Source organism: Paralcaligenes sp. KSB-10, assembly GCF_021266465.1.
Lineage (GTDB): Bacteria > Pseudomonadota > Gammaproteobacteria > Burkholderiales > Burkholderiaceae_B.
The window spans coordinates 1,943,331-1,967,583 of sequence record NZ_CP089848.1 but is presented as its reverse complement, the minus strand read 5'-3'; the positions used below and the strand labels follow the sequence as shown (position 1 = coordinate 1,967,583).

21 protein-coding genes, 1 tRNA gene and 1 pseudogene are annotated in these 24,253 nt (G+C 57.7%); 18 read left to right on the top strand and 5 right to left on the bottom strand.

What is annotated here, in order from left to right; all coding sequences use genetic code 11:
* Positions 1 to 144: 144 nt before the first annotated feature.
* From phaC to phaR, 3 genes are all read left to right on the top strand, one after another.
* Positions 145 to 1,779 (top strand): class I poly(R)-hydroxyalkanoic acid synthase, encoded by a 1,635-nt coding sequence (gene phaC, locus LSG25_RS08935; RefSeq protein ID WP_232744308.1) that lies wholly within the window; start codon positions 145 to 147, stop codon positions 1,777 to 1,779.
* A 126-nt stretch (positions 1,780 to 1,905) separates the two neighbouring features.
* Positions 1,906 to 2,643, top strand: coding sequence for an acetoacetyl-CoA reductase (gene phbB / locus LSG25_RS08930; RefSeq protein WP_232744307.1), 738 nt, complete (start codon positions 1,906 to 1,908; stop codon positions 2,641 to 2,643).
* 194 nt (positions 2,644 to 2,837) lie between these two features.
* Entirely contained in the window at positions 2,838 to 3,401 is a 564-nt protein-coding gene (gene phaR / locus LSG25_RS08925) for a polyhydroxyalkanoate synthesis repressor PhaR (protein WP_232744306.1), read from the top strand.
* An 18-nt stretch (positions 3,402 to 3,419) separates the two neighbouring features.
* On the opposite strand, the gene LSG25_RS08920 is transcribed toward phaR, so the two are convergent.
* Positions 3,420 to 4,361, bottom strand: coding sequence for a 3-hydroxyacyl-CoA dehydrogenase NAD-binding domain-containing protein (locus tag LSG25_RS08920; protein WP_232744305.1), 942 nt, complete (start codon positions 4,359 to 4,361; stop codon positions 3,420 to 3,422).
* A 176-nt stretch (positions 4,362 to 4,537) separates the two neighbouring features.
* Here LSG25_RS08920 and LSG25_RS08915 point away from each other — a divergent pair, with 176 nt between their 5' ends.
* The 5 genes from LSG25_RS08915 to LSG25_RS08895 all read left to right on the top strand — a co-directional run bounded on the left by LSG25_RS08915 (position 4,538) and on the right by LSG25_RS08895 (position 8,924).
* Entirely contained in the window at positions 4,538 to 5,461 is a 924-nt protein-coding gene (locus LSG25_RS08915) for a ketopantoate reductase family protein (protein WP_232744304.1), read from the top strand.
* A gap of 270 nt (positions 5,462 to 5,731) precedes the next feature.
* Complete coding sequence (locus LSG25_RS08910; RefSeq protein WP_232744627.1) at positions 5,732 to 6,268, top strand: iron transporter; 537 nt, start codon at positions 5,732 to 5,734, stop codon at positions 6,266 to 6,268.
* Positions 6,269 to 6,301: 33 nt separating this feature from the next.
* Complete coding sequence (locus LSG25_RS08905) at positions 6,302 to 6,628, top strand: cupredoxin domain-containing protein (protein ID WP_255696747.1); 327 nt, start codon at positions 6,302 to 6,304, stop codon at positions 6,626 to 6,628.
* 15 nt (positions 6,629 to 6,643) lie between these two features.
* The gene (locus LSG25_RS08900) at positions 6,644 to 7,495 is read left to right on the top strand and encodes an FTR1 family protein (protein WP_232744303.1); all 852 of its coding nucleotides are present in this window, start codon (positions 6,644 to 6,646) and stop codon (positions 7,493 to 7,495) included.
* 10 nt (positions 7,496 to 7,505) lie between these two features.
* Complete coding sequence (locus tag LSG25_RS08895; protein ID WP_232744302.1) at positions 7,506 to 8,924, top strand: 4Fe-4S binding protein; 1,419 nt, start codon at positions 7,506 to 7,508, stop codon at positions 8,922 to 8,924.
* Here the strand turns inward: LSG25_RS08895 and LSG25_RS08890 are convergent, their stop codons facing one another.
* On the bottom strand, positions 8,925 to 10,067 hold the full coding sequence (locus LSG25_RS08890; protein ID WP_232744301.1) for a GNAT family N-acetyltransferase: 1,143 nt from the start codon (positions 10,065 to 10,067) through the stop codon (positions 8,925 to 8,927).
* 130 nt (positions 10,068 to 10,197) lie between these two features.
* Between LSG25_RS08890 and LSG25_RS08885 the strand changes: the two genes are divergently transcribed.
* Both LSG25_RS08885 and LSG25_RS08880 read left to right on the top strand, forming a co-directional pair.
* The gene (locus tag LSG25_RS08885; protein ID WP_232744300.1) at positions 10,198 to 11,220 is read left to right on the top strand and encodes a GTP-binding protein; all 1,023 of its coding nucleotides are present in this window, start codon (positions 10,198 to 10,200) and stop codon (positions 11,218 to 11,220) included.
* 474 nt (positions 11,221 to 11,694) lie between these two features.
* Positions 11,695 to 12,033, top strand: coding sequence for a hypothetical protein (locus LSG25_RS08880; protein WP_232744299.1), 339 nt, complete (start codon positions 11,695 to 11,697; stop codon positions 12,031 to 12,033).
* Here LSG25_RS08880 and LSG25_RS08875 read toward each other — a convergent pair.
* Positions 12,012 to 12,088 (bottom strand) — tRNA-Met (locus LSG25_RS08875). The two genes, LSG25_RS08880 and LSG25_RS08875, sit on opposite strands and share 22 nt — an antisense overlap.
* A gap of 72 nt (positions 12,089 to 12,160) precedes the next feature.
* Between LSG25_RS08875 and scpB the strand changes: the two are divergent.
* From scpB to typA, 8 genes and pseudogenes are all read left to right on the top strand, one after another.
* Positions 12,161 to 12,707, top strand: a pseudogene (scpB, locus tag LSG25_RS08870) (SMC-Scp complex subunit ScpB); the annotation flags it as partial.
* Between the two features lie 279 nt (positions 12,708 to 12,986).
* Entirely contained in the window at positions 12,987 to 14,702 is a 1,716-nt protein-coding gene (locus tag LSG25_RS08865; protein WP_232744625.1) for a pseudouridine synthase, read from the top strand.
* 319 nt (positions 14,703 to 15,021) lie between these two features.
* Complete coding sequence (gene rimP, locus LSG25_RS08860; protein WP_232744297.1) at positions 15,022 to 15,504, top strand: ribosome maturation factor RimP; 483 nt, start codon at positions 15,022 to 15,024, stop codon at positions 15,502 to 15,504.
* The gene (nusA, locus tag LSG25_RS08855; protein WP_232744296.1) at positions 15,501 to 16,982 is read left to right on the top strand and encodes a transcription termination factor NusA; all 1,482 of its coding nucleotides are present in this window, start codon (positions 15,501 to 15,503) and stop codon (positions 16,980 to 16,982) included. Before rimP ends, nusA begins: the two co-directional genes overlap by 4 nt.
* Positions 16,983 to 17,049: 67 nt before the next feature.
* On the top strand, positions 17,050 to 20,085 hold the full coding sequence (gene infB / locus LSG25_RS08850; RefSeq protein ID WP_232744295.1) for a translation initiation factor IF-2: 3,036 nt from the start codon (positions 17,050 to 17,052) through the stop codon (positions 20,083 to 20,085).
* A gap of 2 nt (positions 20,086 to 20,087) precedes the next feature.
* A complete protein-coding gene (gene rbfA, locus LSG25_RS08845; protein ID WP_232744294.1) occupies positions 20,088 to 20,498 on the top strand; it encodes a 30S ribosome-binding factor RbfA in 411 nt (136 codons plus the stop codon).
* 33 nt (positions 20,499 to 20,531) lie between these two features.
* Positions 20,532 to 21,287 carry a tRNA pseudouridine(55) synthase TruB gene (truB, locus tag LSG25_RS08840; RefSeq protein WP_232744293.1) on the top strand — a complete coding sequence of 252 codons (756 nt, stop codon included), beginning with the start codon at positions 20,532 to 20,534 and terminating at the stop codon, positions 21,285 to 21,287.
* Complete coding sequence (typA, locus tag LSG25_RS08835; protein ID WP_232744292.1) at positions 21,284 to 23,104, top strand: translational GTPase TypA; 1,821 nt, start codon at positions 21,284 to 21,286, stop codon at positions 23,102 to 23,104. Before truB ends, typA begins: the two co-directional genes overlap by 4 nt.
* 121 nt (positions 23,105 to 23,225) lie before the next feature.
* Here the strand turns inward: typA and LSG25_RS08830 are convergent, their stop codons facing one another.
* Positions 23,226 to 24,026, bottom strand: coding sequence for a thiazole synthase (locus LSG25_RS08830; protein WP_232744291.1), 801 nt, complete (start codon positions 24,024 to 24,026; stop codon positions 23,226 to 23,228).
* Between the two features lie 2 nt (positions 24,027 to 24,028).
* Positions 24,029 to 24,250, bottom strand: coding sequence for a sulfur carrier protein ThiS (locus LSG25_RS08825; protein WP_232744290.1), 222 nt, complete (start codon positions 24,248 to 24,250; stop codon positions 24,029 to 24,031).
* Positions 24,251 to 24,253 lie beyond the last annotated feature (3 nt).

Genomic DNA, 24,253 nt, shown 5'->3' with positions numbered 1-24,253 from the left:
ATGCGATTCGCCAATGGCAACTATTTCCGCACTATTCGGATTGGAATTTTGCAAACATGCGGGCTAGCGACTTACCCTGATTGACAGGTGTTCAAATGCAATCCAACATGCGTTAAAAGAAACGTTAATGCATAGGTGTCTAAGATGAGTGTTCCATTTTCATCTGAATGGCCCGTCCCGGTGAGCGTGGCACCGGACAAGCTGGCTGAAATTCAAGCCGAATTTTCACGTGAGTGGCTGCGCGTCACTTCCCAGGCGCAGCAAGGCACGCTCCAGGCTCCGCACGACCGCCGTTTTCACAGCGATGCGTGGTCCGCCAATTCCAGTTTTCTGCTGATGGCTCATGCTTACCTGCTGTCGGCGACGGCCATGAATCAAATGGTCGAGGCCGCCCAGGTTCCCGAGCCCGTTCGCAATCGCCTGCGATTTTCAGTTATGCAATGGGTCGATGCGCTCGCTCCATCCAATTTTCTGGCCACGAATCCCGAGGCGCAAAGAGCCTTGCTTGAAAGCCATGGCGAATCGTTTCGCCAGGGTGCGCACAATTTGCTTGCCGACCTGCAAAAAGGCCGCATGTCTCAAACCGACGAGTCCCAGTTCGAGCTGGGCCGCAACATCGGTCTTTCCGAAGGCGCCGTTGTTTTCGAAAACGAACTCCTCCAGCTTATCCAGTATTCGCCGCTTACATCTGAGGTTTATAAGAAGCCCTTGTTGTTGGTGCCTCCGTGCATCAATAAGTTTTATATCCTCGATCTGCAGCCGGAAAATTCGTTCGTGCGGCATGCGGTCGAACAGGGTTTCAGCGTTTTCCTTATCTCGTGGCGCAATCCGCTTGCGTCCGATACCGACGGCATCGACTCGGCGACATGGGGCGATTATCTGCAAAAAGGGGTGCTGGCGGCCCTTGATGCCGTACGCGATATTTCCGGGCAAGACCAGGTCAATGCGCTGGGGTTTTGTGTCGGCGGCACGCTATTGGCGTCCGCCCTGGCCCTGGCCCATGCCAAGGGCCAGAATCCGGTCAGTTCCCTTACTTTGCTGACCACCCTGCTCGATTTCGAAGATACCGGGGTGCTGGATGTTTTCGTCGACGAACTCCACGCGCAGACGCGCGAACGGCAACTGGGGCGGGGCGGCCTCATGTCGGCGCGCGAACTGGGCACGACATTTTCGTTCCTGCGCCCCAACGAGCTGGTCTGGAACTATGTAGCCAGCAACTACCTCAAAGGTGAAACGCCACCCGCGTTCAATTTACTATTCTGGAATGCGGATGGCACCAATCTTCCGGGGCCGTTTTTTGCCTGGTATTTTCGCAACACGTATCTGGAAAACAATTTAAAAGTTCCCGGTCGGGTCAAGGTCGATGGCCATGCGCTCGACTTGCACAGCCTGACCATGCCGGTCTACATCTATGGGTCGCGCGAAGACCACATCGTTCCCTGGCCGGCGGCCTACGCGTCGACCCGTATCCTGAAAGGGCCGCTGCGGTTTGTACTGGGGGCGTCCGGACATATTGCGGGGGTTATCAATCCACCTGCCAAAAAGCGCCGCAGCTACTGGACTCACGAAAAAGACTATAAGCACGCTGAAATTCCCGGCGATCCCGAGGCGTGGCTGTCCGACGCCACTCAGCAGGCGGGAAGCTGGTGGCCCGATTGGGCCAACTGGCTGGCTGCCCGGTCGGGAGCCAAGGGGCGGGCCAGGTCCAGCTTGGGCAATGCGCGTTACGCGCCCATTGAAGCGGCGCCCGGGCGCTATGTGAAAGTCAGAGCGGTCTAAGGAGAAGGAGGTAAGGCATCGGCAAGCGGCAATTGCAAATGATCGGGCCAATTGTGGCAGTTCTCGCGGCCCTGGCCCCGAGTCCCAGTAAAGCAGGTATTTGGAATGATTCCAGAGGAGACTGAAATGAGTGGCAAATTGGCTTATGTGACAGGCGGGATGGGAGGTATTGGAACTTCAATATGTCAGCGTTTAGCCAAAGAGGGTTATACCGTCGTTGCCGGTTGCGGGCCTAGCCGCAATTACAAGCAATGGCTCGATGAGCAGGCTGCCTTGGGCTACAAATTCCATGCGTCGGTTGGCAATGTCTCCGACTGGAATTCAACCGTGGAGGCTTTTGAGCAGGTCAAAAAAAATCTGGGGTCTGTCGATGTTCTGGTCAACAATGCGGGGATCACGCGCGACGGGCTGTTTCGAAAAATGAGCCATGAAGATTGGCGGGCCGTCATCGATACCAACCTGAATAGCCTGTTCAATGTGACCAAGCAGGTCATCGAGGGAATGGTCGAGCGGCAATGGGGGCGTATTGTCAATATCAGTTCGGTGAACGGCCAGAAAGGCCAGTTTGGCCAAACCAATTACTCGACGGCCAAGGCCGGTATACATGGCTTCACCATGGCCCTGGCCCAGGAAGTCGCCAACAAAGGGGTTACCGTCAATACCATTTCACCGGGTTATATTGGTACCGATATGGTACGAGCCATACGTCCCGATGTGCTGGAAAAAATCGTGGCAACCATTCCGGTCAAGCGTCTGGGTACGCCGGAAGAGATCGGCTCGATGGTCGCCTGGCTGTCGTCGGACGATGCGGGGTTTGCAACCGGCGCCGACTTCTCGTTGAATGGCGGCTTGCATATGGGATAAGCGTGCTCGTCTGGCTGCCGGCAACAGTGTTTGACGAGCCTGGTCCGTCAAACACTGTTGCTTTTTGTTGTTTTTAAAACGATAGTAGCAAGTTGTGGCAGCAAGCAATAGCGTAGGTATTTGTTGTATTTTTCGACAAACATGCAATTTCATTGTTTCCTTTTCCTGGATCCACCACGTACTCGGCCAATCTCATGACGCAAATCTCACCTCCTGCTGCAACTCGCCTGATCAAGAAATACCCCAATCGCCGCCTGTACGATACGCAAACCAGCGCGTACATTACCTTGTCCGACGTCAAGCAGCTGGTTCTCGATAATCAGGCTTTCCAGGTAGTCGATGCCAAGTCCGGCGAAGACCTGACACGCAGCATATTGCTTCAGATCATTCTTGAAGAGGAAAGCGGTGGCGTGCCCATGTTTTCGTCGGTAGCGCTGTCGCAGATCATCCGCTTTTATGGACACGCCATGCAGGGCGTCATGGGAACCTTCCTGGAAAAGAACATCCAGGCGTTCATGGACATCCAGGATCGCATGGCCGAGCAATCCAAAGGTCTGTACGGCAATCAGGTCGCACCGGAAGCCTGGGCGCAGTTCATGAATGTCCAGACTCCGGTTTTGCAAAACATGATGAACAGCTATATCGATCAGAGCAAGAATCTGTTCGTGCAAATGCAGGACCAGATGCAGGACCAGACCCGTTCTATGTTTTCTGCCTTTCCGTTCAATCCCAACGCGCCCAAAGATTCCAAAAAATAGAAAGCGGGCCTGCGTGTGTCAAGGTAGCTGATCGGAGTCCTTTTTCATCTGCAATAGCGATACCAGCAGTTTGTCGCGCTGTTGCCGCATCAGGGTTTCATCGTGGAGCGCAAGCTCCTGCCTGACTCCGTCGATGATTTTCTTATTGGTGTGGGCGGTCAGCGAGACCTGCCCCAGATCAGCCCACCAGTCTTCGATGGGCGGGCCCAGATGTTCCAGCAAATGCTCGATGCCGCCTTCACCGCCGGAAAGATGCAGATTCAGAAAAGGGCCGAGCAGCGCCCAGCGCAGCCCAGGTCCGGACGAAATCGCGGTGTCGAGATCGGCAACCGAAATCACGCCCTGGTCGACGAGATGGAATGCTTCTTTCCATAGCGCGGCCTGCAGGCGGTTCGCGACGTGGCCCTTGACCTCCCGGCGAATGTGTATGGGTTTTTTATCTATCGAACGGTAGAACTCGAGCGCGCGCTCTATGGTTTCCGGGGACGTCAGCTTGCCGCCGACCACTTCGACCAATGGGATGAGGTGAGGAGGATTGAAGGGATGTCCGAGTACGATGCGTTCGGGATGTTTGGCGCCGCTCTGCATGTCGCTGACCAGCAGCCCCGAAGAGCTGGAAGCGATAAGCGTGTCTGGCAAAGCCGCCTCTTCGATTGCGGCAATCAGGCTGTGTTTGATGTCCAGCCGCTCCGGCCCGTTTTCCTGGATGAACAGGGCGTTCTTTACCGTGCTGTGCAAATCCGTACTGAAGACGAGATTGTCGAGCGATGCTTCAGGCGCAAGGCCCTGCTTTTCGAGGGAGGGCCAGAAGGCGTGAATCCATTTGGATAAACTGGACTCGGCGTTGTGCCCCGGGTCTGTTGCGGCGACCGAAAAACCTTTGGCTAAAAAATAGGCCGCCCAACTGGCTCCTATTACTCCACAGCCTATTACAGCGATTTTTGACAACGGTTTGCGCATTGCATGGTCTCCGGTGTATGTTTGAAGGCAATTTGCGTGCGGCGGACTGAACAATGCGTGTTTTTTGCATGCAGGTTCCGGGGCTGCCCCATCGATGGTCGCGCCGGCATGCGGTCACGGGCGCTTCAGTATCATACTAGGTGAAGCCGGTAGGCCGGCGGCTTTCAGGAGTTCTGATGAAAATTGTCATGATGGGGGCCGGCGGCGTGGGCGGCTTTTTTGGTGGGCTGCTTGCCCATGCGGGTTACGACGTGAGCTTTATTGCCCGGGGCGCGCATCTCGCCGCCATGCAGGAGCGCGGCTTGTTGATAGAAAGTGAATCGCATGGCGATATTCACGTGCCGAAAGTACAGGTTGCCGATGATCCCGCGGCGCTTGGGCCGGCTGATCTTGTCATTGTCTCGGTCAAGCTGTGGGATAGCGAAGCCGCAGCAAAATTGATCAAACCGTTGGTCGGCCCCAAAACCGGTGTGCTGTCATTGCAAAATGGTGTCATAAAAGATGAGCTCTGGTGCAGGGAGTTTGGTGACAGCGCGGTCATGGGCGGTGTCGCCTATGTGGCTACATATATTTCCAGGCCAGGTGTAATTCATCAGATCGGCACCATGCAGCGCATCGTTGTTGGCGAATATGATGGCCGCGAGTCCGCACGTACCCGGTTCCTGCACGACGCATTGCGGCATGCGGGGGTTGCGTCCGAGCTCAGCCCCAATGTGCGCAGGGCGATCTGGGAAAAATATGTATTCCTTGTCGGGCTGTCGGCAGCGACGACGTCCATGCGCGCGCCGCTGGGCCCGATTCGAAGCAATCCTCAAACCCGGGCGTTTTTATTGCAATTGATGCGCGAGGTTGTTGCGGTCGGCCGTGCCCAGGGCGTCGATCTGGCAGAGGATTTTGCAGAAAATCGTCTTGAATTTGCCGATTCGCTGCCTGAAAGTATGGATTCCTCCATGCACCATGATCTTCAGGGCAGTCGTCCGATCGAGGTCAATTGGTTGAGCGGCGGGGTGGTCAGGCTGGGTCAGAAAAGCGGCGTGCCAACCCCCGCCAACAGCGCCGTTTGCGATATTTTGGCGCTCCACGCCGCGCAGGCCTCCTGAGGCGGTCTGTTGCGGCGACCCGTGCAGCGCATCCGCGCGACCGCCCAGGCGGCATTGCCACTGTTGTTCTTCGGCATATAAATCCATGCCGGCCACTGTGGATTCAGACTATTGTTAGAATCCATATGATATATTAATGAGAATAAATCTTGTTTGTGTTTCGAGTTCTAGCCAGACGGCAAAAGCCGCGGCTTTCCGAACTGCATGTGCAATAAAAACCGGACGAGCATTATCTTATTTCTTATCGGAACAAAACCGGAGATCGTGAGCATGGTAAAGCAGTTATTGGTTGTGGCGATGGGCATGGGACTTGCGGCGTCGGCCTGGGCGGCCGAATATCCTATCGGCAAGCCTGCGGAGCTCAATGGCTTGGAAATCGGCGCCGTGTATCTGCAGCCGGTCGAGATGGAACCCGCCGGAATGATGCGCGACGCCAAGGATTCCGATATTCATCTTGAAGCCGACATACATGCAACGGCCGACAACAAGAATGGTTTGCCCGAAGGAGCATGGGCTCCTTATCTGGTCATTCAATATACCCTCCAGAAAGTAGGCAGCGACAAGGTGCTGAAAGGGGACCTGATGCCGATGGTGGCCAACGACGGGCCTCATTACGGCGACAACGTCAAACTGCAGGGCCCTGGAAAATACAAATTGTCTTTTACAATCGCTCCTCCTACGGCAAATAAAATGAATCACTTCGGTCGCCATGTCGACAAGGAAACGGGTGTGGCTCCCTGGTTCAAGCCGTTCGAGCTGAATTACGACTTTGTGTTTGCAGGCACTGGCAAGAAAGGCGGATATTAAAACGTGACGATCGGTTTCCAGGTATTCAAATCGCTGGCCCTGGCCTTGTGCATCATGCTGGGCGTGGCCGGCGGTGCGCAGGCAGACGAAATGCCCACGTTCACGCTGACTTTCAAGCCCGACGGCACCTTCGAGCCGGCGCGGTTCGAAGTTCCGGCAGGGCGTTTCAAGCTGATACTGGTCAACGCCAGCAAGGAGCCCGTCGAGTTCGAGAGTTTGCCCTTGCGCAAGGAAAAAGTGCTGGGCCCGGGGGTGACTTCGTTTGTGGTGCTTACCCTTTCCCGGCCTGGAGAATACCCATTCTTCGATGATTTCCATCAGAAGGCCAAGGGTGTTTTGGTGGTGCTGCCCAAAAAGTAGTGAAGGTATCTGATCATGGAACAAATAGCCTTTATAGTCTGGCGTGAAAGTGTCGAAGCTTTATTGGTCGTGGGCATCTTGTATGCCTGGCTTCGATCCAGCCCTGAAGGGCGTAAAGGCTTGCCCTGGCTCTGGGGCGGCGTTGTGGCGGGGCTGGGCCTGGCCGTGGTGCTGGCCCTCGTCCTGCTGGGCATCTCGTCGTGGCTGTCGAGCGAGGGTCAGGAATGGTTTCAGGCGGTCATGGCTCTGGTGGCCTGCTCACTGGTGGTGCAGATGGTGGTCTGGATGAAGCGCCATGGCCGCTCCCTGAAGAAGGACCTTGAAGGAGGCGCAAAAGAGCAGATCGGCGGCGACAACTGGTGGGGTCTGCTGATTCTGGTCATGTGCGCCGTGGCTCGCGAAGGCAGCGAAGCGGTGGTGTTCCTGTATGGCACGATTGCCGCCGGCGACTCGGCCGGATCGGCGTGGCGCATGGCCCTGGCTGGCTTGCTGGGTTTTGGCGCGGCGCTGGCTACATTTGGGATCTTGCAGCTGGGCGGCAAGATCATCACCTGGCGGCGGTTTTTCAAGCTGACTGAAATTCTTTTGCTGCTGCTGGCGAGCTCTTTGCTGGTGGGCGGGCTGGATCATTTGATTTCGCTTGGAGTCCTGCCCACCCTCATGGATCCTGTATGGGATAGCTCGTGGCTGCTCGACGCCAATGGCGGCCTGGGTTCGGTCCTGGCTCATTTCGCCGGCTATCGCGCTTATCCCGCGTTGTCGCAGCTTTTGATCTGGATCGGGTTCTGGGTCGTGGTGCGCTATTTGCTCAAGCGCGCCGAATCCGGCCCATCAAAGACGGCGCGCCTGTCGACGGCATCGGTATAGCAGATTCTTCATGGCCATCGCTTTGCGCCGGGCAACAACGAAAGTTGCCGATTTCTTACGCGACCATGCCTCCTTTTTGCGGCGGATGCAATGGGTGATCGTCGCCGTTTATCTGTTTTTGTTGATTGTTCCGGCCGTTCTGCCTTTGCCGGGACGCACGGCGTCGATATTCAATAACCTGACCATCTTTGCGCAGTTTGCATTCTGGGGTATCTGGTGGCCTTTCGTCCTGGTCTCCATCCCTCTGTTCGGCCGCGCCTGGTGCGGCTTGTTCTGTCCCGAAGGCATGCTCACCGAATGGGCCAGCGAGCATGGCCGCGGCCATGCCATTCCAAAATGGATGCGCTGGGGAGGTTGGCCATTTGTAGCCTTTGCCCTGACGACGGTATATGGCCAACTGGTGAGCGTTTATCAGTATCCATGGGCCGTGCTGGCGGTTCTGGGCGGTTCGACGGCCGGCGCAATGGTCGTGGGGTGGCTGTATGGCCGCAACAAGCGCGTCTGGTGCAAGTATCTGTGCCCGGTCAATGGCGTGTTCAATCTGCTGGCCAAGCTTGCTCCATGGCACTACAAGGTGGATGAAGACGCCTGGCGCAAGCCGCAACGGCGCACCGCGGCCATCAATTGCGCTCCATTGGTGCCGTTGCGGCACATGAAAGGAGCCGGCGATTGCCATATGTGCGGCCGGTGCAGCGATTATCGCGGAGCGGTGCATCTGACTGCGCGCTCTCCGGAGGCCGAGATCGTTCATGTGACTACGGGCGATAGCTGGCAAACCGCGCTTATCGTATTCGGCCTGATGGGGCTGGCGGTGGGGGCTTTTTTATGGAGCGCCAGTCCCTGGTTCGTGACGCTCAAGCAGGCCAGCGCAACGTGGCTGGTGAATCACGATATTTATTGGCCTTTGGCGGGAAATGCGCCCTGGTTCATTTTGACCCATTATCCCGATGTCAACGACAGCTTTACCTGGCTCGATGGTGCGGGAATCCTGGTGTTTATTCTTGGCGCCACCATTGTGGTGGGCGGCCCTATCTACATTGCCCTGTGGCTGGCCGACCGCGTGTTGCCACGGGTTCGGGAAACGGATCGGCGGGGCGGTTCAAAATCCAGGGCCGGGTTCCAACTGGGGCGCGATAGTGTGCACAAACTGGCGCAAGGTCTGATTCCGGCGGGCGGCGCGGGCGTATTCCTGGGCCTTTCGGCCACCACTCTGACCCTGTTGAAGAATGAGGGGATTTCCACAAGCTGGGCGACGGGGGTTCGGTTTGCATTGCTCAGCCTGGCTTTGTTGTGGAGCATGCGCCTGGTTTGGCGCCTGGCTGGCTTGCGTAGCGTCCATGTATGGCAGCGTCTGAGCGCCACAGCGGTTGTTGCGCTGGGCCTGGTTCCGTTCTGCATCTCCTGGGTGCTGTTCTTCGTGGTCTGGTAGTTATAGGCTGGGCTTGGCTTTGCTGGCTTTGAATGGGCTGTGTTCGTGCAGTTCGTCGATATAGCCGGTGATGGCAGGGGTTTCACGCTCCAGGAAATCGGCTATCGCGTGCGCGTAGCGGGCATCGCGTATCCAGTGGGCCGACCAGGTTTTTACCGGGAGCATGCCGCGCGACAATTTGTGTTCGCCTTGGGCCCCTCCTTCGAAAACCGCGATTCCGTGGTGTATGCAAAATTCGATTGCCTGCACATAGCAGGTTTCGAAATGCAGGCCCGAAATAAATTGAGTGCTGCCCCAATAACGGCCATATAGGGCATTGTCGCCCCTGATGTTCAGGGCCGAGGCGATGGGAACACCGTTTTGTTCCGCCAGGACGACGACCAGCCGGTCAGCCATGTGTTCGTGCAGCCTGGAAAAAAAATCGAAATTCAAATACGGAGCGTTGCCGTGCTCGATATAAGTGCGGCAGTAGCATTTGAAAAAAAAGGATAGCGCTTTTTCGTCGATTTCGCTTCCCTGCAGCCAGCGAAAGCGTACGCCTGCTTCAAGGGCTTTTTTTCTATCCTGCTTGATTTTTTTGCGCTTGGGTTGGCTCAGGCAGGCCAGAAAATCGTCGAAGCTTCGATACTCCTGATTGAACCAGTGAAATTGAACATTTTCACGGAACATGAACCCGGCTTCTTTCAGTGCGGCGCAATCGGCTTCATGTGGAAACAGTATGTGCAGGGAAGAAAGCTCGTTTTGCCGTGTCAATTCGATAGCCTGTTGCGCCAGCAGCAGACGATCGGCGTGGGCGGCGGCCAGCAGGCGCGGTCCGGGTACAGGGGTGAACGGGATTGCGCCGAGAAGCTTGGGATAGTATGCAAGCCGATGTTGCGCAAATGCCTGGGCCCAGATGGCATCGAACACATACTCGCCTCTTGAGTGGGATTTCAGGTACAAAGGCATGGCTCCGGCCAGTGCCGAGCCGCGATGCAAAAGCAGGTAATGTGGTGCCCAGCCGGTTTCGGGAACGGCGCACCGGGCCTCGTCCAGGGCCAGCAGGAATTCATGGCGTACCAGGGGGTGGCCGCCGGCCAGGCGATTCCACTGATCGGCGTTAATATCTTTCAGGCTGTGAACAAGAGAAAAGGAGGCGGTCAAAACGAGAAGCTCGATAATAGGAAGCAGTGCTTGCGGGGGCTGGTATTGCCGGCCCGGCATGCTGGGCCAGTGCAGATTTTAGTCCAGCGACCGCCGGGAAATGAAAGAACGAATCCAGGTGCAGAATTTTATGAGCGGGCGAATTCCGGTAACGGTTGTGACAGGCTTTTTGGGGAGCGGCAAAACCACGCTCCTGAATCGTGTTTTGGACACACCCGAGGCGAGTCGGACGGCTGTGATTGTCAACGAAATTGGCGATGTCGGCCTGGATCACAAGCTCTTCAAACACATTAACGACAATGTGGTCTTGCTTGAATCGGGTTGTGTATGTTGCGGCGTGCGCGGGGAACTGGTGACGGCGCTGCGTGATTTATTCATGGCTGCCTTGCAAAAAAAAATTCCGGCCTTGACCCGCGTACTGATCGAAACGACAGGGGTGGCCGATCCGGCGCCCGTCATGTATACCCTGCGGTACGAGCGTTTTCTGAACGAGCGGTACGTTTATGACGGCTGCATTGCAGTGGTTGACGGCGTGTTCGGGCGGCAGCAATTGGGGCGGCATTTCGAGGCCATGCAACAAGCCGTGCTGGCGGATGCTGTTGTCCTCAGCAAAACCGACCTGGCCGGGCCAGAAGAAATTGCGGAACTTGAAAATGCCCTGCGCGACATCAATGCCGACGCGTCTTTGTATCGCATGCAGGCGTTGCCCGGTTTGCCCGAATTGCTGGCTGCCAGCTCACAGAACAGCAGCATGGGTGCGCGAAGGCCGGGTTCGGCGGGGAAGGGCGCCTTATGGTCGCAGCCAGGCCTGGGACGCCGCGTCGAGCCATCTCATCGCGGTGTGCGGGTGCTGACCCTGCGGAGCCCTGAATCTCTTGCGCGGTCTGAGTTTTTGCGTGCCATGAGCCTGTTGCAGGCAACTGATGCCGCGGATCTGTTGAGATTCAAAGGCTTGATCCGGTTCCGTGGCGAGGCTGGCCCGAGCATTGTTCATGGCGTACATCAGCAGTTGTACCCGATCGAACCCTGGCCAGGCAGCGCCGATGCAGCTCCCGATACCGCGCTGGTGTTTGTCCTGCGCGATGCCGATGTGGCGGCGTTCGAGCAAAAAGTGCGCGCCCTGCTGTCTGGCGACGAGGCCGTTGTGCCTTGAGGCCTTGGAGAATGCCGGGAGGCCAGCAGTTGCCATGGCGTAACGGCCGGTTCCGGGCCGCTTTGCGTGGAGTCCATGCACGATTATGTGCGTGTAATGGTTGCGCTATGTCTTATGAGGTGGTGTAATGTGGGCAGTCGCGTATTTATTAATACGTATGCCGTTGCTGCGGTCCGTAGCGCTAGCCCGTGTTAAAGCTCTTCAATAAAACAACAGGGTGCGATTCGGTAAACTTCCGGGCACGCATTCTTCTTGGCGGCAATAAATCTCGGACTTTATAAGCTCTTTGGGTGCAGGTGTGCAGCCTCTGTGATACATGTTTCATGCTGTTGCATACAGCTGGCATGTCGCAGCCCGATGCGCATGTGCCATAAATGTATTTCATATACCAGTGTTGCCTCGCGCAAGCACAGCGGCTCAAGCGTGTTTTGTTTTTAAACAGATATAGCCGGCGTCAGTAGTTAAAAAATTGAAATGATGACTCGCCAAATGTTGGTGTTTTCCAACAGTAGGGTAACCAGCCAATCTCAAGCAAATTGTTTGTCGGAAATCGTTTTCCGGGTATTCGGTGCGCGCGCTTTGGCTTTGAATAAACAGTGCAAATCCGGTGACAAGCTTTTGGGGCTGTTTTTAGAGCCGTTCTTAGCGGTTTTTAGTGCCGTCCTTAGTGCCGTTCTTAGCGCCGCTTTTGAAACCTCTTTTGGACCTGTTTTTGGAACCGCTTTTGAACAATACCCTGCTGCAAATAAAAACAGGCCGTTCACAAAAAGTAAACGGCCTGTCGGTAAAACTGGTTGCGGGGGCAGGATTTGAACCTACGACCTTCGGGTTATGAGCCCGACGAGCTGCCAGACTGCTCCACCCCGCGTCTGAAGAAAATGATATTAACCTTTATTGAAACTTATAGCAAATTGCAGGCAGGTCCTGTGCTCTTGAATTGATGATTGAATCCGAGATTATTCGTATATTGGAAACTGCGCTTTTATGTGCAGATGAGCCCATGTCGCTAGCGGAATTGCGAAAGCTGTTTGGGGCGGAAGAAGTTTCGAACGATGAGTTGCGCCGCCTATTGGCTATTTTGCAGCTTGATTGGGCCGAAAAGGGTTTGGAGCTGGTTAATCTGGCTAGCGGGTGGCGCTTTCAAAGCCGCCCCGAAATGCAGAAATTCCTCGAGCGCCTGAATCCTGAAAAACCGCCACGCTATTCACGCGCGGTGCTCGAAACGCTGGCGATTATCGCCTGGCGCCAGCCGGTTACACGGGGCGACATCGAAGATATACGCGGTGTAACGGTATCGTCGCAAATCGTCAAAACCCTTGAAGAACGCGGCTGGATCGAGGCTCTTGGGTATCGGGATGCGCCTGGCCGTCCCGCTCTGTTCGGCACGACCCGGGCTTTTTTGGACGACCTGGGTCTTAAGGCGCTCGATGAGTTGCCGCCGCTGGAGTCGCAGGAAGCGGTTGTTTCCCTTGCCGGACTGACTCTCGAAGAAGTGGCGTTGGTTCAAGAGTCTGATTCCCCGATGCAGGAACCCGATTTCCCGGAGCAGGGGGCCGATTTCCCGGAGCAGGAGTCTCCCGAGCAGGAGTCCGCTTTTGCTCTCGATGAGGGTGAGGCATCCGTCGTCGCGATACCGGTCGAGGCCGACGGCGCGAGTGCTGTTGCCGCCGATTCGGACCTTATCCCCGCAATTACTGAGTCGGGCCACGAAAGCCTGTTACCAGACATCCAGATTGATACGGAATCACTTAAAAAAAATGACTGAAATGAATCAAGACAACGCATTTGTGAGCGATAAGCCCGAATCCGACCATCCTGCCGAGGCGAATGCAAATTCGGTGCCTGATGGCGCGTCCGAGGCAAAGTCAGCCGCTCCGCGCGGGCGTGGCCGCAAACTCAGGACACCATTTAGGCGCCGCAGAGGTGATGCGACGGCAGAGAATTCCGACGCCAGGCCAGAGGTCGAAGCCTCGGCTGCGAACAATTCAGATGCGCCTGTGGAGCCGCGTACTCCTCGCGCTCGCAAGCCCCGGGCCGAACCCAGGAAGAAAGCCGAAGCCAAACCGCATGTCGAAAATCCGGGTAATGAAAAAGAAGCCGAACAGGCGCTCGCCTATCTGGACAAGACAGAAAAAATGGATCAGCGCCTGAGCAAATACCTGAATAGCGATGCGGTTACTCCAAAATTGCACAAGGTGCTTGCCGATGCGGGCGTGGGTTCGCGCCGCGAAATGGAAGAGCTGATCGTTGCGGGCCGTGTCTCGGTCAATGGCGAGCCGGCTCATATAGGTCAGCGAGTCGGGGCCAACGATCAGGTACGGGTCAATGGCCGTCCCGTGACTCGTCCCAACGCGAAAAAGCCGCCGCGCATCATTCTGTACCACAAGCCCGCCGGTGAAATCGTGAGCCACGACGATCCTAATGGCCGTGCCACTGTGTTCGCCCGTCTGCCCAAGATGCGCGTGGGCAAATGGCTGTCGGTAGGACGCCTCGACCTGAATACCGAAGGCCTCCTGATCCTGACGACTTCGGGCGATCTGGCCAATCGTTTGATGCACCCCCGTTACGGCGCCGAGCGCGAATACGCGGTCCGGGTGCTGGGCGAACTCGGCGAGGAACAGCAAGCCAACCTGGTCAAGGGCATAGAGCTCGACGACGGGATGGCCCAGTTCGGGGCGCTCGAATATCTGGGCGGAGAAGGCAGCAATCGTTGGTATCGCGCCACCCTGAACGAAGGGCGCAATCGCGAGGTGCGCCGAATGTTCGAGGCCGCGGGCGTTACCGTCAGCCGATTGATCCGGACCCGCTTTGGCGAAGTTGTCCTGCCCCGCAATTTGCGGCGCGGGCGCTGGGAAGAACTCGACAGCACGCTGGTCACTGCCTTGATGGTGCAGCTAGGCCTGTTGCGCGACGACGACTCCGATGGTCCGGGAGCGCGTGGCGAACATCGTCACCGTCAGCCGGATTCGCACGATAGCGCCTTGCCTCCGGGCTTTGGAACGATGGAGCGCAATGGCCTCAATGGCGCCAAGGTAAGCCGCCGTGGCAAGCTTTCGGGGGGCCGGACAGGCAAAGGCGTGGCCAATGAGTCCTATCCTTCGGATCCCTACGGGACCGGCCTGATGTTCAGCGGCGGCCTGGCCAATGGCCATCCGGATGGCAGCAAGCCGGCGGGCGAAGGCGGGCGGCGCAAGGGGGGCGGCCGTACACGCGGGCCGCGGCCCGATGGCGAGCAGTCCGGCAATCGCAAAGCCCAGGGCCCTCGTGCGGCGAAGACTGGAGCGCGTCCGGGCAAGCGTGCCGCGGAGCCGGGAAAACGAACTGGCAACCCCAAGGCAGGCAAACCCCGGCCCGGTAATTCCGGCGGCCCTGCGGCTAAATCCGCGTCGAATCGCGGCGACGACTGGCAGCCTCGCAGTGCGTCGGCGCATGAGTCGCATCTGGGGGTGATGGGAGGGCGGGGGCGGAATTTCCGTCCCTGATCCCCGCCTGCGCTGCTTGTGCGGTCTTTGCGCATTTTCCAGATCGAACAAGCCGTTCAAGTGTTGCTTTTTCAGTGTAAGCTCGTGAGATAGCAGGAATTTTTCTAAATTTCTGCTAGAATAGCGGGCTTTACAGCTATGTTTATTTTTATGGCCACGGGTGGTGCGCCCTCGTGGGGCTTGGCTAAACATGGCGGCACATTTTCGAATGCGCCTGGCGCGTTTGGCCTGAAACAGCCTTTTTGAGGCTTGAAGGTACGACGCAGACGGCGTGATAACAATAGTGGGCTGGTCGTACAGCCCATTTTTTTTTGATTTTATGGCAGATATATTCGCACTGACACTAGAGGCACTGGCCGATATGGATATCGAGCTGGTCGATGTTGAGCGCGCGCCGCTTGGGCTGCTGCGTGTTACGATCGATCGCCCTGACGGTGTGCGGATTGAAGATTGCGAGCAGGTTTCAAAACAATTGTCGCGTGTATTCGAGGTAGAGAATATCGATTACAAGCGTCTCGAAGTCGGCTCGCCTGGCATCGATCGTCCTTTAAGGAACATCGCCGATTTCCTGCGGTTTGCAAACGAGCGCGTTGAAATCAAATTGCGCGAGGCGGTTGATAACCGCAAGGTTTATGCGGGTTTGCTGCGTGCGCCCGATAGCACCGTTACGACCGATGCTCCTGTTTTTGGTCTCGAGCTCGACACCAAAAGCGGTGACGCCCAGGTTCTTAGCTTCACTCTCGACGATGTCGATCGTGCCAAACTGGATCCCATACTTGATTTCAAGGGTAAAAAGCGATGAGTCGCGAAATTCTTTTATTGGTTGACGCCCTAGCGCGTGAAAAAAATGTAGCGCGGGAAGTGGTTTTCGGTGCGCTTGAAAACGCATTGGCATCCGCCATGAAAAAGCGCTTCAAGGAAGACGCCGATATTCGCGTTTCAATTGACCGCAACAGCGGCGAGCATGAAGGCTATCGCCGCTGGCTGGTGGTGCCCGACGATGCAGGCTTGCAGGAGCCGGATCAGCAGGAAATGTATTCCGACGCCCAGGAAATCTCGCCCGGGATCCAGGTTGGCGATTTTATCGAAGAGCCTCTCGAGCCCGTCGAGTTCGGACGCATAGGCGCCCAGGCGGCCAAGCAGGCCATTTTGCAGAAAATCCGCGACGCCGAGCGTGAACAGGTTCTGAACGATTTCCTCGAACGTGGCGAAACGATTATCTCGGGTACCGTCAAGCGCATGGACAAGGGCGATGCCATTATTGAAACCGGCAAAATCGAAGCCCGGCTGCCGCGCAACGAAATGATCCCCAAGGAAAACATGCGGATCGGCGACCGGATTCGCGCCTGGGTCCTGAAGGTGGATCATGCCGCACGTGGCCAGCAGGTCATTTTGTCGCGCACCTCTCCGGATTTCATCCGCCAATTGTTCGAGAATGAAGTGCCTGAAATCGAACAGGGCCTGCTGGAAATCAAGGCGGCTGCCCGCGACCCGGGCGTGCGTGCCAAGATCGCCGTTATTGCCTACGACAAGCGTATCGATCCGATAGGCACGTGTGTCGGTATGCGTGGTTCGCGCGTGACCGCTGTGCGCAACGAACTTGGCGGCGAGCAGGTCGATATCGTACTATGGGCTGAAGAACCCGCCGAGTTTGTCATTGGCGCCCTGGCGCCCGCGCATGTCGAGTCGATTGTCGTCGACGAAGACAAGCATGCCATGGACGTGGTGGTCGACGCCGAAAACCTGCCCAAGGCCATAGGTGCCCGTGGCCAGAATGTGCGTCTGGCATCCGAGCTGACGGGCTGGCAAATCAACATCATGACGCCTGAAGAAAGCCAGAACCGGCAGGAAGAAGAGCGTACTGGCCTGCGCCAGGCCTTTATCAACAAGCTCGATGTCGACGAAGAAGTTGCCGACATCCTGATCGATGAAGGTTTTACAGGACTCGAGGAAATCGCATACGTGCCTTTGCAGGAACTGCTCGAAATCGAAGCGTTCGACGAAGATACGATCAACGAACTGCGTACGCGTGCCCGCAATGCGCTGCTGACCGAGGCGATTGCCCAGGAAGAGCGCGTGCAGACTGCGCAGGATCTGCTGGAAGTCGAAGGCATTACACCGGAATTGGCCGCCAAGCTGGCGGATAAAGAAGTTTATACGCGGGACGATCTGGCCGAATTGGCCACTGATGAATTGTCGGAAATCACCGGCCTGGACGAACAGCATGCAAGCGAGATGATCATGCGCGCCCGGGCTCACTGGTTTGACGACGAGGCTTGAAGCCCCCAGTCGCTGTGAGCGCTGGCTGTATTTATTGAAATTGCTGTAGTGAGTAAGAGAGAGTCGAATGTCGAGTAACACCGTCGCCCAGTTCGCAGTTGAACTGAAAATGCCTGCAAACGTACTGCTTGAGCAGTTGCGTTCGGCAGGTGTTGAGCTCAAATCGGTTGACGATGCCGTCACCGACACCGATAAGGCGAAACTGCTCGAATCCTTGCGTCGCACTCATGGCGGTTCAGAGGGAAAGAAAATTACCCTGACTCGCCGGCAGACCTCCGAGATCCGGCAGGCCGATGGGTCGGGCCGTTCCCGCACCATTCAGGTCGAGGTTCGCAAAAAGCGCGTATTCGTCAAGCGCGATCCGTCCGAGCTGGCTGCCGAGGCGGTCAAGGCCGCAGCGGCCGACGAGGACGATACTGTTGTTGAAATTTCCGCAGACACGGAATCGATTGCTGCAAGCCCTGCTGCGGCTGAAGTATCGGCGGCGGCAGGCGCGCCTGTGGTCGAAACCGGCGAAACCGACTCTCACTCCGACGACAGCCGTCCAGATGCCGGTACCCGCGAACCCGCGGATGCCGCTGGCGTTGACCGCTCCGAGGCCGGCGATGCCGTGGCATCGGACACAGCTGCTGCCGCGCCTGCCGGCACAGGTAGTACTACGGACGCGGACACTCTCTCGGCACAAGCCGTTCCGGCACCGACGGATGCCGAGCCCGAGGTAACGCGGCCCGAGGCCGAAAGTACAGCCCAGGCTGCTGTTGATGAGCCGTCGGGGGCCACTGGTTCTGTCGAGTCCACTGCCGATGCCCAAGACAACCCTGCCGACAAAGCGGAAGAAGCCAAGGCTGCAGGCAAATCGCCAGCGTCTGCTTCGCCTCGTCAGGGCGTGAGGTCCACGCACAAGGGGGCCGCCGTTGCCGCCGAGCCCGACGATGTCGAGCGTGATCGTGCACGACGCGCTGCGGCTGCCGAAGCCGCCGCCTTGAGCCAGATGCTGAACCGCCCGCGCAAAGTCCTGAAGGCTCCAGAGCCCGATGCGGCTGGCTTGTCGGGTACCCTGCACAAGCCCAATGGCGGCAAAGTGGCGGGCAAGAAAGACGCGAAGGCCGGCGCTGCGGCACCGGGCATCAAGAAAACCATCAAGGCTTCCGAAGTGTCGTCTTCATGGACTGACGAAAGCGGGCGTAAAAAGCCTGCTCAAAAAGGCGATACTCCCCCAGCAAGCCCCAGCCGCGACGGCTGGCGTGCGGCGGGAGGCAAAGCCGGCGGCAAAGGTAGTGGCGGCCGAGGCGGGCGCAATAGAAATGCCCAACCCGAGCGCAAAGAACCGCAGGCCGTCGAGTTCATCGCCCGTGAAGTCCATGTGCCCGAAACCATTACGGTGGCCGACCTGGCCCACAAAATGTCGGTCAAGGCCGCCGAAGTCATCAAGCATCTCATGAAGCTTGGCCAGATGGTCACCATCAACCAAGTGCTCGATCAGGAAACGGCCATGATTGTGGTCGAGGAACTCGGCCACGTAGCCATCGCTGCCAAGCTGGACGACCCCGAGGCCTTCCTGGATCTGAACGAAGGCGAGCAGAGCGAAGCCGAGGCCTTGCCGCGCGCTCCAGTCGTGACGGTAATGGGCCACGTCGACCACGGCAAGACGTCTTTGCTCGATTACATACGCCGCACCAAAGTCGCTTCCGGCGAGGCCGGCGGCATTACGCAGCATATTGGCGCTTATAACGTCAAGACCAACCGCGGCATGGTGACCTTCCTCGATACCCCGGGCCATGAAGCATTTACGGCGATGCGCGCACGCGGCACCAAGGCAACCGACATCGTCATCCTGGTGGTCGCCGCCGACGACGGCGTCATGCCGCAAACCAAAGAAGCCATACATCACGCCAGAGCCGCCGGCGTTCCGCTGGTGGTTGCGATCAACAAGATCGACAAGCCCGATGCCAATGCCGATCGCGTCAAGCAGGAACTGGTGGCCGAGCAGGTTGTGCCGGAAGAATATGGCGGTGATGTGCCGTTCGTTGCGGTGTCGGCCAAAACCGGCGATGGCATAGACGATCTGCTTGAAAATGTGTTGTTGCAAGCCGAAATGCTCGAACTCCGGGCGCCAGTCGATGCGCCGGCCAAGGGTATTGTCATCGAGGCGCGCCTCGACAAGGGGCGCGGACCGGTGGCGACGATTCTGGTGCAAAGCGGAACCTTGTCTCGCGGCGACGCCGTGCTGGCGGGCGCCAGCTTCGGCCGCGTACGTGCCATGCTTAACGAAAACGGCAAGCCGATTACCAGCGCCGGTCCATCCATACCCGTTGAGATCCAGGGCCTCACAGAGGTTCCCGCGGCGGGCGACGAATTGATTGCCATGGTCGACGAGCGCAAGGCGCGGGAAATCGCCTTGTTCCGTCAGGGCAAGTTCCGCGATGTCAAGCTGGCGCGCCAGCAGGCCGCCAAGCTCGAGTCGATGTTCGAAAACATTGGCGAAGGCGCGCAGACCCTGGAACTTATTGTCAAGACCGATGTTCAAGGCTCGCAGGAAGCGCTGGTCTCTTCGCTGGTCAAGCTGTCCACCGAAGAGGTTCGTGTCCAGGTGGTGCATGCGGCAGTCGGCGGCATCTCTGAAAGCGATGTCAACCTGGCTATTGCGTCCAATGCGGTAATCATTGGCTTTAACGTGCGCGCCGAGCAAAGCGCCAAGAGGCTGGCCGATCACAATGGCATCGACCTGCGCTACTACAACATTATTTACGATGCGGTCGACGACGTGCGCAAGGCCATGTCGGGCATGCTGGCCCCCGAGAAAAAAGAAGAGATTATCGGGATGGTCGAGATTCGCGAGGTCTATACCATTTCGCGTATCGGCAATATTGCGGGCTGCATGGTCACCGATGGCGTAGTGCGCCGCGATTCGCAGGTACGCCTGCTGCGCAATAATGTGGTTCACTGGTCGGGCTGGCTTGAATCCTTGCGTCGTTTCAAAGACGATGTCAAGGAAGTGAAGTCGGGCTTTGATTGCGGTATTACCCTCAAGGGCAATAACGACATCGAGGTCGGCGACCAGCTTGAAATCTTTGAAATCAAAGAAATTGCCCGGACTCTGTAATCATGAGCCGCCACAAGTCCAAACCTAATCCGGGCCGCATTACGCGGCTGGCTGACCAGATCCAGAAAGATCTGGCCAGCCTCATCCAGCGCGAAATCGACATTTCGCGTGCCGGACTTATTACGCTCACCGGCGTGGACCTGTCGGCCGATTATGCTCACGCCAAGGTGTACTTCACTGTGATGGGGGCCGAGCCCGAGGCGGCCAGTGCCGCGCTCAATGAAAAAGCCGGCTGGCTGCATTCCTTGCTGTTCAAGCTTTTGCATATTCATACGGTGCCGACCCTGCGTTTTATGCATGACGATCAGCTGGCGCGGGGCATTGAGTTGTCCCAGCTGATTGATCGGGCGAATCGTCCGGCTGCTTATTCCCCAGCTCCTTCGGATCTCGAAGATCCCGACGAACAGCCCTAGAGGGGCTGTCGTTTTTGTTCAGGTTGATAAACGATGGCTTCCCGACGCGGGCAGGTGCTCGATGGTGTCTTGTTGCTGGATAAACCGGAAGGTTTGTCCAGCAATCACGCCTTGCAAAGAGCCAAGCGGGCGCTGGATGCCAAAAAGGCCGGCCACACCGGTACGCTCGATCCTTTTGCAACGGGCCTGCTGGTGTGTTGCCTGGGTCGGGCCACCAAGATATCGGCCGCCATGCTCAATGCCGACAAGGTGTATCACGCAACGATCCGCTTCGGCGAAGAAACCGATTCGGGCGATTTGACCGGCAATATTGTGTTTCAGGCCATTGCGCCGTTTCCGGGAATTGCAAGAGACGATCTGGAGCGGGTTCTGCCTGCCTTTCGCGGCGAGATCGAACAGGTCCCGCCTATGTATTCCGCCCTGAAGCGCGACGGCAAGCCGCTGTACGAATATGCGCGACTAGGCATCGAGCTGGATCGGCCGGCTCGGAAAGTAACGATTTACAAACTGGAAATTTTGAGTTTTACCGGGCATGAAGCCCATCTTGCGGTTCATTGCAGTAAAGGCACCTACATCCGGACCTTGGCACAAGACATTGGTCGCCAGCTCGGTTGTGGTGCTCACCTGACTGCATTGCGCCGCACGCAGGTGGGGTCGTTTTCGTTGGACGATGCGGTTGCTCTTGAAGCATTGCAGGCCATGCCCACACCCCAAAACACTTTAATTGCACTCAATGCCTTGCCTGCCGGCTTGTTGCCTGCAACCCTTACACAAAAGGATGAATTATGAATCGCGCTTTGCGCAATGTGGCGATTATCGCTCACGTCGATCATGGCAAAACCACGCTGGTCGATCAGTTGTTACGCCAATCAGGCACTTTCCGCGACTATCAACAAGTATCCGAACGCATCATGGATTCGGGCGACATTGAGCGAGAACGCGGTATTACCATCCTGGCTAAAAACTGTGCCGTCGAATACGAAGGCACGCACATCAATATCATCGATACTCCGGGGCACGCGGACTTCGGCGGCGAAGTGGAACGGGTCCTGTCCATGGTCGACGGCGTATTGCTGCTGGTCGATGCGGTCGAAGGGCCTATGCCTCAAACCCGCTTTGTGACGCGCAAGGCGCTGGCGCTGGGCTTGAAGCCTATCGTAGTGGTCAACAAGGTGGATCGCAATGGAGCGCGCCCAGAGCATGTGGTCAACGCCACGTTCGATTTGTTCGACAAGCTTGGCGCTACCGAAGAGCAGCTGGATTTTCCTGTGATCTATGCGTCGGGCCTGTCGGGTTATGCGGGCTTGACGCCGGACGTGCGCGAGGGCGATATGCGGCCCTTGTTCGACGCCATACTCGAATATGTGCCGCAGCGCGAAGATGATGCCGAAGGTTCGTTCCAGTTGCAGATCATCTCGCTCGATTACAGCAGCTACGTGGGCAAGATAGGCGTGGGCCGCATCAATCGCGGCCGCATCCGTCCCGCGCAGGATGTCGTGGTCAAATTCGGTCCCGAGGGCGACATCATCAAGGGGCGTGTCAACCAGGTCCTCAAGTTCAAGGGGCTGGAACGCGAACTGGTCGATGTGGCCGAGGCCGGCGATATCGTGCTGATCAACGGCATCGAAGATATCGGAATCGGATGCACGCTCATGGATCCTGCCAATCCGGAACCATTGCCGATGCTGCGCATCGACGAGCCGACGCTGACCATGAACTTCATGGTCAATACCTCGCCGCTGGCCGGCCGCGAAGGCAAGTTCGTGACCAGCCGCCAGTTGCGCGATCGTCTCGACAGGGAACTCAAATCCAATGTTGCCTTGCGCGTGAAAGACACCGATGACGACAAAGTGTTCGAAGTATCCGGCCGTGGCGAATTGCATCTGACCATCTTGCTTGAAAACATGCGCCGCGAGGGCTACGAGTTGGCCGTATCGCGCCCGCGAGTCGTTTTCAAGGAAGTGGACGGCGTGCGCCTCGAACCCTATGAGCTGTTGACGGTCGACGTCGAGGACGGCCACCAGGGCGGGGTCATGGAAGAACTGGGCCGGCGCAAGGGCGATCTGCAGGACATGGCCGCCGATGGCCGTGGCCGCACCCGCCTCGAGTACCGCATACCGGCCCGTGGCCTGATCGGTTTCCAGAGCGAGTTCCTGACGCTCACTCGCGGCACGGGGCTGGCCAGCCACATTTTCGACGATTACGCGCCGGTGCGCGAAGGTGGAGTGGGCGAACGCCGCAATGGAGTGCTCATCAGCCAGGACGACGGCGCCGCGGTTGCCTATGCGCTCTGGAAATTGCAGGAGCGTGGCCGCATGTTCGTCGCTCCGGGCGAGCCCTTGTACGAGGGCATGATTATCGGCATCCATAGCCGCGACAATGATCTGGTGGTCAATCCGATCAAGGAAAAAAAGCTCACCAATGTGCGCGCTTCGGGTAAAGACGAGCATATCGATCTGGTGCCGCCCATCCGCATTACGCTGGAATACGCGGTCGAGTTCATCAGCGACGATGAGCTGGTCGAAGTGACTCCCAAGTCGATACGCCTGCGCAAACGTTATCTGACAGACCAGGATCGGCGTCGCATGTCGCGCGAAGCCGCGTAGGGCTTGAAGAATCGGCCCGGGCAGGGCCGGAGAAAACCGCTATGGGGCTACTATTAGCCCATAGCGGTTTTTTTTATACTCATGCCGCACTGGCTACGCTTTTGCAAGCGCAGGGCGTCGGTCAGGCCAGCACAAAAGGCCTGCCTGTTACCGGCGTGGTGGCAACGGCCATGTCCTGTTCGGCCATAATACCGGCCTGATAGGCCTTGTGTCCGGCATCGATGGCGAGCTTGAAGGCCTCGGCCATGAGGACCGGGTTGTGCGCATTGGAGACCGCCGAGTTCAACAGCACCGCGTCGAACCCCAGCTCCATGGCCTGAATGGCATCCATGGGAGAGCCGATACCGGCATCGACAATGAGAGGAACGTCGGTGATGCGCTCGCGCAGGGTGCGCAAGGCGTAGGGGTTGATCAGACCCTGGCCGGAGCCGATCGGGGCCCCCCAGGGCATGAGCACGCGGCAGCCCGCATCGAGCAGGCGATAGCAGGTGACCAGGTCGTCGGTGCAGTAGGGAAAGACTTCAAAACCCTGCTTGACCAGCTCGGCGGCGGCATGCACCAGTTCGACGGGGTCCGGCTGCAGGGTGTAGCTGTCGCCTATGACTTCCAGCTTGATCCAATTGGTATCGAAAACTTCCCGCGCCATCTGGGCCAGTGTGATGGCTTCGGCGGCGGTATGGCAGCCCGCCGTATTGGGCAGCAGGCGCGCGCCGCTTTGCCTGATGAGTTCGAAGTACCCCTGACCCTGGACGTTCGACACAGGCTTGCCGCTGCCTTCGGCCAATTGGCGCTTGAGCCCCACGGTAACGACCTGGGCTCCGGAGGCCTGAATGGCCTGTTCGAGTATGAGCGGCGACGGATAGCCGGCCGTACCTAGAAAAAATCGGCTGGACAGTGTGATATCGGCAATTTCAAAAGACATGTCTAGCCTCCGGTAATGGGTTCGAAGGTGGTGACGACGTCCTGGTCGTTCAGAACCAGGCTGGCACGAGCCTGCCTGGCGACGTGCCTGCCGTTGACGGCGCTGGCGACAGGCGTGTGGCGCTCATCGGGAGAAGGGCGCAGAGCGTTCAGCAGCTCTGCGAGTGTCGACTCCCGGGCGATGGTGTGTTCGGCGCCATTGACGGTAATGCGGATAGTGCTCACAGT